The 14,423-nt window shown below is 47.4% G+C and carries 14 protein-coding genes; 10 read left to right on the forward strand and 4 right to left on the reverse strand.

What is annotated here, in order from left to right; genetic code table 11:
* Window positions 1-584 precede the first annotated feature (584 nt).
* Genes fni through mvk form a run of 4 tightly spaced genes read right to left on the reverse strand, consistent with a single transcriptional unit; the run spans window position 585 to window position 4,773 of the window.
* Complete coding sequence (fni, locus tag AWM75_RS07505) at window positions 585-1,661, reverse strand: type 2 isopentenyl-diphosphate Delta-isomerase (RefSeq protein WP_067980336.1); 1,077 nt, start codon at window positions 1,659-1,661, stop codon at window positions 585-587.
* Window positions 1,662-2,786 carry a phosphomevalonate kinase gene (locus tag AWM75_RS07510; RefSeq protein WP_067980338.1) on the reverse strand — a complete coding sequence of 375 codons (1,125 nt, stop codon included), beginning with the start codon at window positions 2,784-2,786 and terminating at the stop codon, window positions 1,662-1,664. It abuts the gene before it with no gap.
* Complete coding sequence (gene mvaD, locus AWM75_RS07515; protein ID WP_067980341.1) at window positions 2,764-3,786, reverse strand: diphosphomevalonate decarboxylase; 1,023 nt, start codon at window positions 3,784-3,786, stop codon at window positions 2,764-2,766. Before mvaD ends, AWM75_RS07510 begins: the two co-directional genes overlap by 23 nt.
* Before the next feature lie 24 nt (window positions 3,787-3,810).
* Window positions 3,811-4,773, reverse strand: a complete 963-nt coding sequence (mvk, locus tag AWM75_RS07520; RefSeq protein ID WP_067980344.1) for a mevalonate kinase — start codon at window positions 4,771-4,773, stop codon at window positions 3,811-3,813.
* 217 nt (window positions 4,774-4,990) lie between these two features.
* On the opposite strand from mvk, the gene guaA reads away from it, so the two are divergent.
* From guaA to AWM75_RS07565, 10 genes are all read left to right on the forward strand, one after another.
* Window positions 4,991-6,550, forward strand: coding sequence for a glutamine-hydrolyzing GMP synthase (gene guaA, locus AWM75_RS07525; protein ID WP_067980347.1), 1,560 nt, complete (start codon window positions 4,991-4,993; stop codon window positions 6,548-6,550).
* A gap of 136 nt (window positions 6,551-6,686) precedes the next feature.
* Window positions 6,687-6,827, forward strand: coding sequence for a hypothetical protein (locus tag AWM75_RS08955; RefSeq protein WP_417860071.1), 141 nt, complete (start codon window positions 6,687-6,689; stop codon window positions 6,825-6,827).
* Entirely contained in the window at window positions 6,828-7,082 is a 255-nt protein-coding gene (locus AWM75_RS07530; protein WP_067980351.1) for a hypothetical protein, read from the forward strand.
* 412 nt (window positions 7,083-7,494) lie between these two features.
* The gene (locus AWM75_RS07535; RefSeq protein WP_067980354.1) at window positions 7,495-8,289 is read left to right on the forward strand and encodes a transporter substrate-binding domain-containing protein; all 795 of its coding nucleotides are present in this window, start codon (window positions 7,495-7,497) and stop codon (window positions 8,287-8,289) included.
* A 2-nt stretch (window positions 8,290-8,291) separates the two neighbouring features.
* A complete protein-coding gene (locus tag AWM75_RS07540; protein WP_067980357.1) occupies window positions 8,292-9,608 on the forward strand; it encodes an MmgE/PrpD family protein in 1,317 nt (438 codons plus the stop codon).
* A 4-nt stretch (window positions 9,609-9,612) separates the two neighbouring features.
* Entirely contained in the window at window positions 9,613-10,974 is a 1,362-nt protein-coding gene (purB, locus tag AWM75_RS07545; RefSeq protein ID WP_067980360.1) for an adenylosuccinate lyase, read from the forward strand.
* On the forward strand, window positions 10,967-11,473 hold the full coding sequence (locus AWM75_RS07550) for a GNAT family N-acetyltransferase (protein ID WP_067980363.1): 507 nt from the start codon (window positions 10,967-10,969) through the stop codon (window positions 11,471-11,473). The genes purB and AWM75_RS07550 overlap by 8 nt, the downstream gene beginning before the upstream one ends.
* Before the next feature lie 5 nt (window positions 11,474-11,478).
* Window positions 11,479-12,144: an amino acid ABC transporter permease gene (locus AWM75_RS07555; RefSeq protein ID WP_067980366.1), complete on the forward strand. Its 666-nt coding sequence runs from the start codon at window positions 11,479-11,481 to the stop codon at window positions 12,142-12,144.
* A 9-nt stretch (window positions 12,145-12,153) separates the two neighbouring features.
* Entirely contained in the window at window positions 12,154-12,897 is a 744-nt protein-coding gene (locus AWM75_RS07560; protein ID WP_067980369.1) for an amino acid ABC transporter ATP-binding protein, read from the forward strand.
* A 43-nt stretch (window positions 12,898-12,940) separates the two neighbouring features.
* Window positions 12,941-14,305 carry a class II fumarate hydratase gene (locus AWM75_RS07565; RefSeq protein WP_067980372.1) on the forward strand — a complete coding sequence of 455 codons (1,365 nt, stop codon included), beginning with the start codon at window positions 12,941-12,943 and terminating at the stop codon, window positions 14,303-14,305.
* Window positions 14,306-14,423 lie beyond the last annotated feature (118 nt).

Here is a 14,423-nt window from a genome sequence, read left to right on the forward strand (position 1 = left end):
CTTAATCGCGACCCAGTGGCTGAAGTAGCTTATCAAGGGTACTTAGGCTAGTTCGCGATCTTTTCTCTGCAGTTCAAGTAGCCTAACCGCGTGGCTTTAGCTACTTGAGCACCGATATGCAGCAAGTCCAGTAGCGACCCAGTGGCTGAAGTAGCTTATCAAGGGTACTTAGGCTAGTTCGCGATCTTTTCTCTGCAGTTCAAGTAGCCTAACCGCGTGGCTTTAGCTACTTGAGCACCGATATGCAGCAAGTCCAGTAGCGACCCAGTGGCTGAAGTAGCTTATCAAGGGTACTTAGGCTAGTTCGCGATCTTTTCTCTGCAGTTCAAGTAGCCTAACCGCGTGGCTTTAGCTACTTGAGCACCGATATGCAGCAAGTCCAGTAGCGACCCAGTGGCTGAAGTAGCTTATCAAGGGTACTTAGGCTAGTTCGCAATCTTTTCTCTGCAGTTCAAATAGCCTAAGTATATGAGTTAAGCTAGTTCACCAGCTAAAGCCAGTTAGTCCAGAAATGGGGCGGAGAATAAATTTAGCAAAGAAAAAAGACGAGGGGTAAAATCCTCGTCTTTTCTTTATGAAGTGGTTTATCTGCCAGCCTGGCTGCGATTAGCCAACCTGTTAATATCTATGCCACGGGCTTGGGCCCACTGGGCAGGGTAGCCGGTGACCACTAGGTCGGTTTGACTAAGGCTGGCGATATCAGGGGCATTGACCAGGGCCATAATCAGGCGCAGTTGGTCTTGATAGTCCCGGACAGTTTGGATGCAGTCGGCCAGGGGCTGGTTGAGGACCTGGTGGAGGAAGAAGCCGGACATGGCGGTAGCTTTGGCACCTAGGGCCAGGGCCTTGACCATGTCGAGCGGGTTTTTAATGCCACCTGAGGAGACGATATCAACTTGGCCGGTCGCCATCAAATCCTGAGCCTCTAATAGGGATACCAGGGTAGACTGGCCCCAGTTGGCCAAGTAGGACATATCAAAGGTCTCGCTGCGACGGGCGTTTTCAATCAGGGCAAAGTTGGTTCCGCCTCGGCCTGACACATCGATGGCCTGGACGCCCAGGTCAGCTAGCGTTTCCATGGTTTCGCGGGCCATGCCAAAGCCAACTTCCTTAACCAAAACTGGCACATCCAGGCCGGCCACAATTTCTTGGATATGGTCATAATAGGGCCGGAAGTCGCGGTCGCCCTCGGGCATGACTACTTCTTGGGGGGTGTTGAGGTGGATTTGCAGGGCATTGGCCTCTAGGATATCGACAGCCCGTTTGGCATTTTCCAAATTGTGGTTGGCGCCTAGGTTGGCCAGGACAAAGCCATCTGGGTTAGCCTGGCGGATGACCTTAAAGGAGTCAGCCGTGCTAGGATCTTTAATGGCAATTGAGAGCGAACCGGCTGCCATGGCCAAGCCGGTTTCATGAGCCAGCTCGGCAAACATCCGATTAATCTGCTTGGTCCATTCTGAGCCCCCCGTCATGGCATTGATATAGAAGGGACTGGCTAGCTCATGACCTAAAAGCCGGGTGGAGATATCAATATCAGCCACATTGAGGCGGGGGATGGATTGGTGGACAAAGTCTAGGGCTGCAAAATCAGTGGGATTAGTTTGGTATTGGCTATCAGCATGGCGGACGTGGTCATCTTTTCTTTGGCTTTGAATGGACATTTAATCTTCCTTTGCTTGGTAAAAATTATAGTCAAGGGTGGTCAAGCCCGCTTGTTGCCAGGCTTGCTTAACAGCCTGGTCAACCTGGGCAGACTGGCAGAGCAGGTAGGCACAGTCACCTGCTCCGGCACCAGAAATCTTGGCCTGGCCCGAAAAATCGTCAGCAATTTCTAAGGCTAGTTTTAAGCGGTCAGTCTCGTAGGCCTTGCCGATTTGCTTGGTGTAAAAGCTAATGGTCTCCCGGTTTTTGGCCAGGTAGTGGCAGACTTGGTCAAAGTCTTCGCCTTGCCAAGCTGCCTGTAAACTGTCAACCTGCTTGCGGGAATAATTTAGAAAGTTCTTGTGGATGGCGTCGCGGTTAAGCCGGTTGGCGTGGTTGATTTGGGTTTCAGTGGAGGCCTCTTCCTGGGTCCAAACCAGGCTCAACTGCCAATTGGCCGGCAGGGCTAATTGGTCAATGGTCAAGAGGGGCCAGTAGCTAGCCACCAAATCAGCAATTTCGGGGCCGGTGGTCATGGCCTGGTCAGCAAACCAAGCCCGGTCAAAGGACCGGTAGTAGACCACCCCAGTTCGGGCCGAAGCAGCCAGGTCGCCAAAGGACCCCTTGAGGCCCAGCTTGGTCTGGCTAATGACACCCAACTTGTAGAGGACCAAGGCCCGGTCAGCAAAGCTCAGTTCGCTGTCAACCCCGTACAATTGCAGGACAGCGTCCAAAACAGCCAGGGTAACCGCGCCGGATGAACCTAGCCCGTACTTTTGACCGTCCGGGCTGTCTAATTGGCTTTTAATATCCAGGTTAAAGACTAAACGGTCAGCTGGCTCCAGGCCAGCCTTGGTTAGGCAGTAGCGGCTGGCCACTTCAATGGCCTGCCAAATTAAATCAAAGGATTCGGCATGGGGGCTGTTGGAGACAATATGGCCATCCGCATCCGCAAACCACATAAAGGGGTGGTCGGCTAAATTGGTGGTCAAAACGCCCAGCTCAGCCTGGCTTTTCTTGGCGGTTACGGCTAAAAAGGCATCGACCGCTGTGACCAGGGCGGGCTGGTGGTTGGCAACAACGGCATACTCACCAGCTAAATAGAGTTTGCCGGGCACCCGGCTAGTTACGGTTTGACTGGGCATCTTGAATCTCCTTCCATTGGTCAGGGCTGAGGTAGCTGAGGCCAGGACCAGCCTGGCTGGTGATTATCTGGGCGTCTGGCATAAAGTCAGCTAGCAGTTGGGCTAGATCTTGCATTTGTGACTTGCGGCAGAGAATCTTGACATTGGGACCGGCGTCCATGGTGTAGTAGATCGACCAGCCCGCCTGCCGCCAGGTTTGGATCTGTTTGATCAAGGCCATGGTGGCCGGTTCAAAGTAAGAGAAGGGTGGGTCAGCTGCCAACATGGAGGCATGCATGCGCATGGCATTGGCCTCAGCCAGCCGGCCAATCTGGTCAAAGTCACGCTGGGCCAGGGCCCGGTGCATAGCTGCCAGGTCCTGGGCCACGATTTGCGGCCATAATTGGTAATAAGGTGAGGTCGCCATGGTCAGCTTCATGCCGGTTCGGGAAGAAATTTGTTTTTTATTGGTATTCAAGGCGACAATCACCATACCAATATCCCAGTCACCATCGTCCAGGGGCTTGGCAAAAGAGGTCTCACTAGAAACCCCAGCCTGCCACTCGACAAAACCGCCAAAAACACTGCGGGTTGCCGATCCTGACCCCCGGCGGGCAAAGGTGGAAAGAACCTGGTCAGACATGTCTAGCTTTAAAGCCTGGCGGCAGGCACCAGCCAGGGCCGCAAAGGCGGAAGCCGAGGAGGCTAAGCCAGCAGCAGTGGGCACAAAGTTATAAGACTGGACGTAAGCGGGCCAGTCACACTGGGCTTCAGTGCGAAATAGGTCTAAAAAACGGGAAATTTTGTCAGTTTCAGCCTGGCCCTGGCCTTGACCATTGAGGTCAAAGCGGTCTTGGCCCAAATCCGGGTCGAAAGTGACCTTGGTTACGGTATAGAGGCCGTCTAGGGTTAGGGACAAGGAAGAGGTCATGGGTAGAAACAAGCTTTCATCGCGTTTGCCCCAATACTTAATTAGGGCGATATTGGTATGGGCCTTACAGATGGCCGTATGGGCAGTCATAAGGACAAGCCTCCTTCTAGAAAATTAAGCGGAAAAGGGGGTCAGCCAGCTGGCGACCGCTAGTTCTTGGTCTAAGAGGGCCTGGCTAACTTGTTGGGCCTGGGCCTCAGTTTGGCACAGGGCAATAAAGCAGCCACCCCGGCCGCCCCCGGTTAATTTGGCCCCACCCGCACCAGCCTGGCGGGCCAGTTGGATGCCATAGTCTAATTCTTGGCTGGATACTTGCAGGGCTTGCAGGTTGGCCTGGGCCTGGTTCATCAGGTCACACAGGTCCTGGTAGCGGCCAGTCGCCCCTTGGTCCAAACAGTCAATAAAGGCTTGGCTGGCCTGGGCTAGCCCCTGGATCAAGTCCTGGCTAGCCCGTTTCCGGTTGGGGTGGCGGGACTGGAGGCTTTTAGCGATGCCTGCCACCGCCTGCTTGGTGTTGCCGGGAATGCCGGTATCAGCCACCACCAACCAGTAGGGACTCTCAAAATGGAGGTCAGTCACCGGCTGGCCCTTGCGGTAAATCAGGGGTAGGTTATAGGCAGCCAAGCGGGCGTCCAAGCCGGAGGCCTGACCATGGGCGATGGCTTCGGCATAGTCGGCATAGGCGATCAGGTCCGCTAAGGATAAAGGCTGGTCAATAAAGGCATAAAAGGCCTTGATAACTGCTACCGCCACGGCCGCTGACGACCCCATACCGCGTTCAGCCGGAATCGATGAAGAGATGGTCAGGCAGATATGCCGGTTGGCCATGCCCAGGTCCTGGCGGATTTTGTTGACCAGGGCGCTGATATTATTCAGGTGGGGTGGGGTCACTTGCAGGGGGCCTTCATAGAGGGCTGAGCGGATGACCGACCGGCTGGGCATGGGGGTGATTTCAGCTGTCATCTCCACCGCCTGGAAGGGCAGGGCTAAAGCCGGGTGGCCGTAAACCACGCTGTGCTCGCCCATTAGGATAATTTTGCCATGGGCGCTTCCTATGCCCCGTGCCTGCTTCGTCATACCGTCACTCCTTTAAGTCTCTGGCTTAAACTGGCTTAAAAACCAGAAAACCATATCACACTTATTATACTGGAAGATGGTCAGTTTGCCACCCATAAAGTCCTAATTACCCTAAGTGGCTTGGGCCCGGTTGAGATTTGGGTCCGCCCCTAGTCAGCCTAGCTTTTTTTTGCTAAAATGCTTATATCTAATAGAAAAAGGAGATGGAGATAGCGTCATGACCAAGCATGAAGAATTACAAGATTTTGACCGCATTATCGTGCTCGACTATGGTAGCCAATACAACCAATTGATTACTCGTCGGATCCGGGAATTTGGGGTGTATTCGGAACTGATGTCACGCCATACCACGGCGGCAGAAATCCAGGCCATGCCTCATGTGAAGGGGGTTGTCCTCTCAGGTGGCCCGAGCTCAGTTTATGAGGAAGGTTCTTATGATGTGGATGAAAAGATTTACGAACTGGGTATCCCAGTTTTAGGTATCTGCTATGGCATGCAGTTAACCGCCAAAAAATTCGGTGGTCAAGTAGAAAAAGCGGCTAAGAAGGAATTTGGCCAACAAGAGATGAAAATTGACAAGCGGGATTCTAAAATCTTTGCCGGTCTTGAAGAGGTCGAAACCGTCCTCATGTCACACGGTGACCATATCACTAAGGTGCCTGAAGGCTTTGAAGTCACAGCCAAGGGCCACAACAGCCCAGTAGCGGCCTTTGAAAACCCAGACAAGCAAATTTATGGCTTCCAGTTCCACCCAGAAGTGAAGGCTTCTATCCATGGTCATGACATGCTCCATAACTTTGTCTTCAACATTTGTGGCGCCCAGGCTGACTGGACCATGGCCAACTTTATTGACCTGCAAATCCAACAAATCCGCGAAAAAGTCGGTAACGACAAGGTCCTACTTGGTCTATCAGGTGGGGTGGACTCGTCAGTGGTTGGGGGCCTCTTACAAAAAGCCATCGGCGACCAGTTAACTTGTATCTTCGTTGACCACGGCCTCTTGCGTAAAAACGAGGCCCAACAGGTAATGGATACCCTAGGTGACGGCTTTGGTCTAAACATTATCAAGGTTGATGCGGCCGACCGCTTCCTTGGTAAGCTAAAAGGCGTTGATGATCCTGAGCAAAAACGTAAGATTATCGGTAACGAATTTATCGAGGTCTTTGACGATGAAGCTGACAAACTTGACGGCATCAAGTGGCTAGCCCAAGGTACCCTCTACACCGATATTATCGAATCTGGTACCGATTCAGCCCAAACCATCAAGTCCCACCACAATGTGGGCGGCTTGCCAGAAGACATGCAGTTTGAATTAATCGAGCCCCTCGATACCCTCTTCAAGGATGAAGTGCGGGCTCTGGGAGAAGAGTTAGGTATGCCCCACCATATTGTCTGGCGGCAACCCTTCCCAGGACCAGGCCTAGCCATCCGCGTGATTGGTGAAGTGACTCCTGAGAAGTTACAAGTGGTACGCGAATCTGACTGGGTACTCCGTGATGAAATTGCCAAGGCCGGCCTAGAAGGCGATATCTGGCAATACTTTACCGTCCTACCAGGCTTCAAGTCAGTTGGGGTCATGGGTGACGTCCGGACCTATGACTACACCATCGGTATCCGCGCAGTTACTTCTGTTGACGGGATGACTTCAGAATGGGCCCGGATCCCTTATGACGTCCTAGACGATATCTCCCGCCGGATTGTCAATGAAGTTGACGGCATCAACCGCGTGGTCTTGGATATCACCTCTAAACCACCAGCAACCATTGAGTGGGAATAACAAATAAAAGTCTCCAAACGCGATTGAATCAGCGTTTGGAGCTTTTTTCTTGGTAAAAATTTTTGAATCTTGTTAGTAAAATAGGAATCGTCATTTCAATCCTGACGGACAGTTAGTATCTGGTAATCATATTCATATTTATCATAACGCTTATGATAAAAAAGATGCTTTAGCTATTCCCATTGAAGCAGGAAATTTTCCTAACGTTGATACCTTAATTGATGCCTTTTATGCCTTTACAGGCTATGCTAATATACAAGAGAAAGCGGGTGATTAAATGGCCAAATCCCAACGATTAAAACAAGTCTACTTTGACTGGCTATTTGATGAGTTCCATTATGAAGATATTAGTAATCAAGTTGTAAAAATTGATACCCCCTTTGTTACTTATCAAGCAATTTTTGATGACATCACTAACCCAATTATCAATATGGCTAATATCGAATCGATCTTTTCAGAAAATAGTGCTACGAAAATCATCCCGCTCAGATTTTCGCAATTAGCTAATCAGCCCAATCTATTAGCGAACTAAACTTTAGATAACGACAAAGCGAAAGGCTTACTAGACATCGATCTAGTAGGTCTTTTTTTATTTATGCAAGAGTTAATAATCATCAACCTAAAGCTAGTAACTTGGCCCATCCCCATAGGGAGTTAGTTAGGCAATCAAAATTAATGATCACCTATAATTGATGAAATCTAACATAAGGTGACAGCCAGAAACGATTGAAAATGATTTATTTTGTTAAATAATATAACTTAATTTCCCTTATCACCAGTGATAGCTAAGAGATACCAGTGATTTGGGGAGATATATTGACATGACCTAGTGAAAAAAGTTAATATGAGAACAAGCCAGTCGTACTTACTTAAATATAGTAAATGTATTTTAAATAGAACAGACCAATGATTGGAAATTGAATTTTTACTTGGAGGTAATTTATATGAAAAGATTATTTGGCCTTGTTTTAACGGTTGGATTATTTTTAGCAGGATGTGGGGCTAGTCAATCTGGTCAAGAAACTGGTGGTAGTACTAATCAGACGCTTCAAATTGGGGCGACCGGCCAATCATTTCCGAATTCATACTTAGAAGGTGACAAGTTAGTTGGCTACGATGTTGAGGTTGCTGAAAAAATTGCAGAAAATCTAGGTTACGAGGTTGAGTGGACCACAGCGTCATTTGATGGCCTGATGGGTCAGTTAGAAACCAAACGTCTAGACACCATTGCCAATAACTTTGCGGGTACACCTAAACGGGCAGAAGCATATGCTTTTTCAGATCCATACAACTATGCCTATACTGGCATCGGTGTTTTAGCTGATTCAAGTTACCAATCAATAGCTGATTTGGAAGGACAAACAATTGGCGGTGTATTTGGTTCCAACAAGACTGAAGCCTTAAACAAATACATTGAAGATCACGGGGCTAACATCAATGTAAAAACCTATGAAAATCGCGAGGGAGCCGAATTAGATGTATCCCAAGGTCGAAACGCAGGTTTTGTTCAGGATGCCGCTAATATCGAAGCTAATATTGCTCAAAAGAAAGCGCCTTTCCGAGTGCTACTAGTAAAAGACATTCCTCATGATAATATCGTTTTCCCATTCGCAGATGATGAAGAGGGACGCGCACTCCGTGATCAGTTCAACCAAGAGTTAGAAAAACTACGCGCTGATGGCACCCTGAAAGCTCTATCCGAAAAATATTATGGTATTGATGTAACAGAAGAAAGGTAGCCATGGAAAAGCTCATTAAAGGCTTGTTAAATCAGGCACCTTGTCACCAAGAGGAAGTCAATCGGGCTGCCAAACGTGGTCTGATTGACTTTTTTGCCGCCTCGGCCTTGGCCAGGAATGACCAAATGATTAAAAATTTATTAGCGAGTGAAAGTAAAAATAGTCCAGGACCCGCTCAAGCTATATTCCAAGGACAAGCTTTAAGCGGTCGCAGTGCTGCTTTAATTCAAGGCTTTCAGGCCCACTATCGGGATATGGACGATGTTCATGGTGATTTAAGGGGGCATCCGAGTGCCGTCATCTTGCCTAGCCTGTTGACAGTATGCCAGCTGACCGATGTTAAAGATATTCCAGCACAAAGGCTATTGGATGCTTATGTGGTTGGCATTGAGCTGGCTGCCAGGTTAGGGGATTTGGCAAATCCAACTTTATATGAATTAGGTTGGCATACGACTGCGACAATCGGTGGCCTAGCTAGCAGCCTTGCGATTGCTTATCTACTTTCCCTAGATAGTGCAACCTGTTTGCAGATGCTCTCAGTGGTCCTTAGCCAGGCAGGTGGCTTTCGCTTTCAATTTGGATCAGACATGAAAGCCATGCAGGCTGGTATGGCTGCCAGGCAGGCTGTTGATGCTTATTTATTAGTGTCAGCAGGTATACAAGGTCAAGTTTATATTTTTAAAGATTTTAAATCCTGGCTAGCAAACTTAGGTCTAGTTAATACTGTTGATCAACCAACCAGTGGCCAATGGAAAATTGTTGATCCGGGTCTTTGGTTCAAGGCCTATCCTTTCTGCTCTGCTGCCTATCGCACCGCAGATGCAGCCCTGACTTTAAGCGCAGACTATCAAATAGATATAGCAGATATAGAACGGGTAAGGTTGACTTTCCCCAAGGGCAGGGATGCAGCTCTAGTCTACCGGCAACCTGAAAATGGCCACCAGGGTCAGTTTTCTCCTGAATACATTGTTTTGCTGGCTTTGGATAAACAGAGATTTGAAGCCGCAGACTTTGCTGCCACAAAGACTCTTGCAGACTATGCACCCTATTTCTCCCTTTTTTCAAGGTCAGATAATGCGAGTACACCAACAGATATGTACGCTGAAATAGAGATAGCCACGATTGACGGCCGTCACTACTATCAAAAAATAAAGCATCCTAAGGGGTCACCAGAAAATCCCCTGAGTGATAGCGACTTAATCTCTAAGTTAAAGGGTGCTCTTGGAAAAGAAAAAGCCCAACCGCTTCTTTCAGCGATTGAAACGATCGCAACAATGACACTTAATAATTTTATAGAAATAATTTACCAGGAAAGGTGATTTTATGGCTTCCCATGTGATTGATTTACTGACACTCCAAGGCAATTTTTCTACACCTGAAATGAGAGCCATCTGGACAGATGAGAATAGACTGCAGCAACAGTTGAAGGTCGAAGCTGCCTTAGCGCAAGCTGAGGCTAAGTTAGGTTTAATACCTGAGCAGGCAGCTGAAGCCATTGAAAAAGCTAGTCAAGCTGACTTGTACGATATAGAGGAGATTGCTGCGGAATCTGCCCGTTTAAAGCATTCCATGATGGCAACGATTAATGCTCTCCAAGCGCAGACAGGCGATTATGGCGAATATGTTCACTATGGGGTAACGACCCAAGATGTGGTCGATACTGGCCATATGTTGCAGGTCAAAGCCTCCTATCAAATCATTAAAGCTGACTTGTTAAAGGCAATCGACCATATTGCCCAATTTGCTGATGACAACCGTGATGCGGTGATGGCAGGTCGGACCCATGGTATGCATGCCTTACCAACCACCTTAGCCTTTAAGGCTGTGGTTTGGCTCGATGAGTTTATCCGCCATTATCAAAGGGCTCAAGAAATGGAGGGCCGTGTATTTGTCGGCAATATCAGTGGCGGGGTGGGCACTTATGCTTCTTTCGGCGACCTGGGTGCACAAGTAGAGACTGAAACGCTGGAAATTTTAGGCCTGGGGGTACCCAATATTTCTTGGCAGTCATCGCGGGATCGTTTCTCTGAATATGCCAACGTACTAGCCCTTATTTCAGCTAGTTTAGGAAAAATTGGTAATGAATTATATAACCTAATGCGGACTGATATTGGCGAGATTGAAGAAGGTTTTACTGATGGTAAAGTTGGCTCGTCAACGATGCCCCATAAACGTAACCCAGCTGCTATTGAGGGTTTAGTATCCTTAACACCGCCAATTCAAAAAGCAGCCGAATTAATTCATCACTCAATGATGACCGAACATGAGCGTGATGCCATGAGCTGGCGGCAAGAATGGGTCGCCTTGCCCGAAATAAACATCTATCTAGCAGCTCAATTAGCTAATTTCAACCAGATTTTACCTAATCTATTAGTCAGAAAAGACAAGATGACTGCCAACCTCAATAGCCAGCACGGCTTGATTGTTTCAGAGCGGGTCATGTTTGAAGTGGCTAAGGCCCTGGGTAAACAAACTGCCCATCATGTTGTTTATGAAAATGCGATGACCAGTTTTGAACAAGGTCGTGATTTCCTGGAGGTTTTAAGCAGGGATGGTCGCATTACTCAACACTTTGATAAAGCGGCGTTAGAAGATCTGTTAGATCCTGCAAACTACACCGGTTTGGCTGATCAGAAAGTAGACCAGGTCTTGGCCTATTATAAGGAGTTTAGAAAAGATGTCTAAGGAATTCCGGCGCTTAAGCCTTGAAAATCATCAAGACTACTACCAGCTCGTCCATGCCGCTTATAGCCAGATTGAAACGCCCGGTGTATCGTTTCAAGCGATTTCGGCTAGTCAAGAAGAAATGAGTGATTGGTTGGTAAATGTACCGACCTACGGGATGTTTGTGGATCAGGTTCTGGTCGCCTGTGTTTCCCTACGATTGCCATGGGGACCACAGCCTGGTTATGATATCTACCCGCATATCGGTCGTTTAGCTACTCATCCAGCTTATGCGGGTCGTGGCTATGCCAGCCAAATCTACCATTGGTTGGAAGCAGAGATTGTGGTTAAACAGTTGGCCAGCCCATACCTTACCCTGGGTACAGCGGCTAATGATAGTCGCTTGGTTAAGATGTATGAAAAATGGGGATTCCAACCACAATTTGAAAAACAACTAGCCGGTAATACCCACCTTACTTTATTTTTCAAAAAAAGCTTATTAAAAAATGGAGGCGATTAAATTATATGGATGTAAACTACATGTTGGAAATTATTCCAAGTATACTCAGCTACTTCCCAGTCACTTTACTATTAGGCATCGTCTGCTTTTTCTTTTCAGTTCTAATTGGCTTTTTAGTCGCCTTATTGAGATTAAGTCAAAACAAGTTACTGAGTGGCTTGGCAGCGGTCTATATTTCTTTCTTTAGAGGGGTGCCGACCGTGGTGCAACTCTTTCTAATATACTTTGGTTTGCCGCAGATATTTGCTGGTTTTGCCAATGTTAATGGTTTGACGGCAGCGATTATCGCTTTTTCAATTAAAGAATCTTCTTACTTGGCGGAAATCTTTAGAGCAGCCCTAAATAGTGTCGATAAAGGCCAAGTCGAAGCTGGGCTATCAGTTGGCATGTCAGCTAGCAATATTTACCGGGAAATCATCTTGCCGCAAGCAGTTGTTAATGCTTTGCCAGGGGCTTGGAATGTATTTATTTCCCTCTTTAAAGAAACCTCAATTGTTTTCACCATAGGCATCGTAGAAATGTTTGCCCAAGCTCGACTACTGGCATCATCTTCTACCTTATTCTTTGAAACCTATCTGGTGGTTGGTTTAATCTATTGGGTCATTGTCATCTTCTTGTCCTGGTTACAGATTCGACTGGAAAATACCTTGATGAAGCCGTATGTGCGTTAGGAGGCTAACATGATTGATATTTCAATAAAAAATTTAAGCAAGCGATTTGGCGATAACCAAGTACTACAGGATATCAATATTGATATTAACAAGGGGGATGTTGTGGCTATTATAGGCCCATCAGGTTCTGGCAAATCCACCTTATTACGGTGTTTGAACCTATTAGAAACCATAGATAGCGGTAGTATCACCATTAATGACGTCAAGGTTGAAGCTGGTACTGTCTCCAAGGAAGAAGCAAGAAAATTGCGGCAACAATCCGCTATGGTTTTCCAGCAATACCATCTCTTTAAAAATAAGACAGCCCTGGAAAATGTGACCCTGGCGCCGATTAAAAATGGTCTATTAGATAAGGCAGCAGCGGAAAAACAGGGTTTAGCCCTACTGAAATCAGTCGGCCTATCTGACCAGCGTAACCAATATCCTGCTACCCTTTCTGGTGGCCAGCAACAACGGGTCAGTATTGCCCGGGCCTTGGCAGTTGATCCGGAGATTATCCTGCTAGATGAGCCGACCTCAGCTTTGGACCCGGAACTAGTCAATGAAGTTTTGACCACCATCGAGCGCTTAACAGAGCTCAATAAAACAATTGTGATTGTGACCCATGAAATTAATTTCGCTAGGCGAATTGCTGACCGGGTCATTTTTATGGAAAAAGCCCAGATTGTAGAAGATGGGACGCCGGACCAAGTGCTTGGCCAACCAAGTCAACAGCGAACTAGAGAATTTTTAGCTGAAACCATTGTCGGTTAAGCAGACAATTATTGTTTATAGCCATTAGAAAAGGAGTTGTCAGATGACTTACCGTACCGAATTTGACTCATTGGGGCCAGTTGAAATCCCAGCAGATAAGTTGTGGGGGGCGCAAACCCAACGCTCGTTAAATAATTTTCCGCAAAATGTTGAATTGATGCCTAAAGATCAGGTGAGGGCGGTGGTAGTTATCAAGAAGGCAGCTGCCCAGGTCAATTTAAAGCTAGGCAAACTAGATGAAAAGAGAAGTGTGTTAATTAGTCAGGCCTGTGATCAGGTTCTGGCTGGTGATTACGATGACCAGTTTCCTTTAACCGTTTGGCAAACGGGGTCAGGCACCCAAACCAATATGAATGTAAATGAGGTGATTGCCCATCTTGCCAATCAATTGGATTCAAATATAGCTGTCCACCCCAATGACCATGTGAATATGAGCCAGAGCTCTAATGATGTCTTTCCTACAGCCATGCATATTGCCGTCATGGCCAAAGTAAAAAACCAGCTCTTACCAGTTATGGCAGACCTGGTAGAGACACTAAATGATTTAGCAGATACCTACCAGGATGTGGTCAAAACCGGTCGGACCCACCTGCAGGATGCGACCCCCATCAGCCTGGGTCAGGAAATCTCAGCTTGGGCCTATGCCGTTACCAGTCATCAACAACTTATCAGCCAGGCAAATGACCGCCTAGGAGGCATCCCCATTGGTGGGACGGCAGTTGGCACCGGACTAAATGCTCCAGCCGATTATGATACATTAATGAGTCAAGCTCTCACTGAATTGACCGGCTTAGACCTGTATCCCACTGATAATAAGTTTTACGGTTTAGCTAGTAAAGGATTCTTGGTTAGTCTGCATGCTAGCCTCAAGGATTTTGCCACTGATATTTATAAGATTGCTAATGACTTGCGCTTTCTCTCTTCTGGTCCAAGAACCGGTATTGGTGAAATTAGTCTACCGGCCAACGAACCTGGTTCGTCCATTATGCCAGGTAAGGTCAACCCCACCCAAATCGAAGCTATTACCATGATTTGTGGTCAAGTTTTGGGCAATGATGTCACGGTATCATTTGCTAATTCACAGGGACAAGCCCAGTTGAATGCTTATATGCCAGTCATCATCTATAACCTAGTTCAGTCCATTGAATTACTAAGTCAAGGCTTAGCTGGGTTTAACCGTAATTGCTTACAGGGCATTCAAGCTAACCAGGAAAAAATCAGTGAATACCTAGACCAGTCGTTAATGCTAGTGACCGCGCTCAGTCCTGAGATTGGTTATGACCAGGCAGCAGAGCTGGCCAAGTATGCCCATAAGAATCAGCTATCCTTAAGGGCAGCTAATCAGGTATTGGGATACGTATCGGATGAGGTATTTGATAAGATCGTTGATCCGAGGAGAATGGTTTAATGGGGGGAATGGTGGCGCTAGAAGCTGGTATTAGCCTCAGACGTAAAGGGGAGGGAGTTTTTGCGAAGATACAGTAAAAGGTCGATAATAAAAGAACTCAGACTACTTTATTAGTGGT

The organism is Aerococcus urinaehominis (genome assembly GCF_001543245.1).
GTDB classification, from domain to species: Bacteria; Bacillota; Bacilli; order Lactobacillales; family Aerococcaceae; genus Aerococcus; species Aerococcus urinaehominis.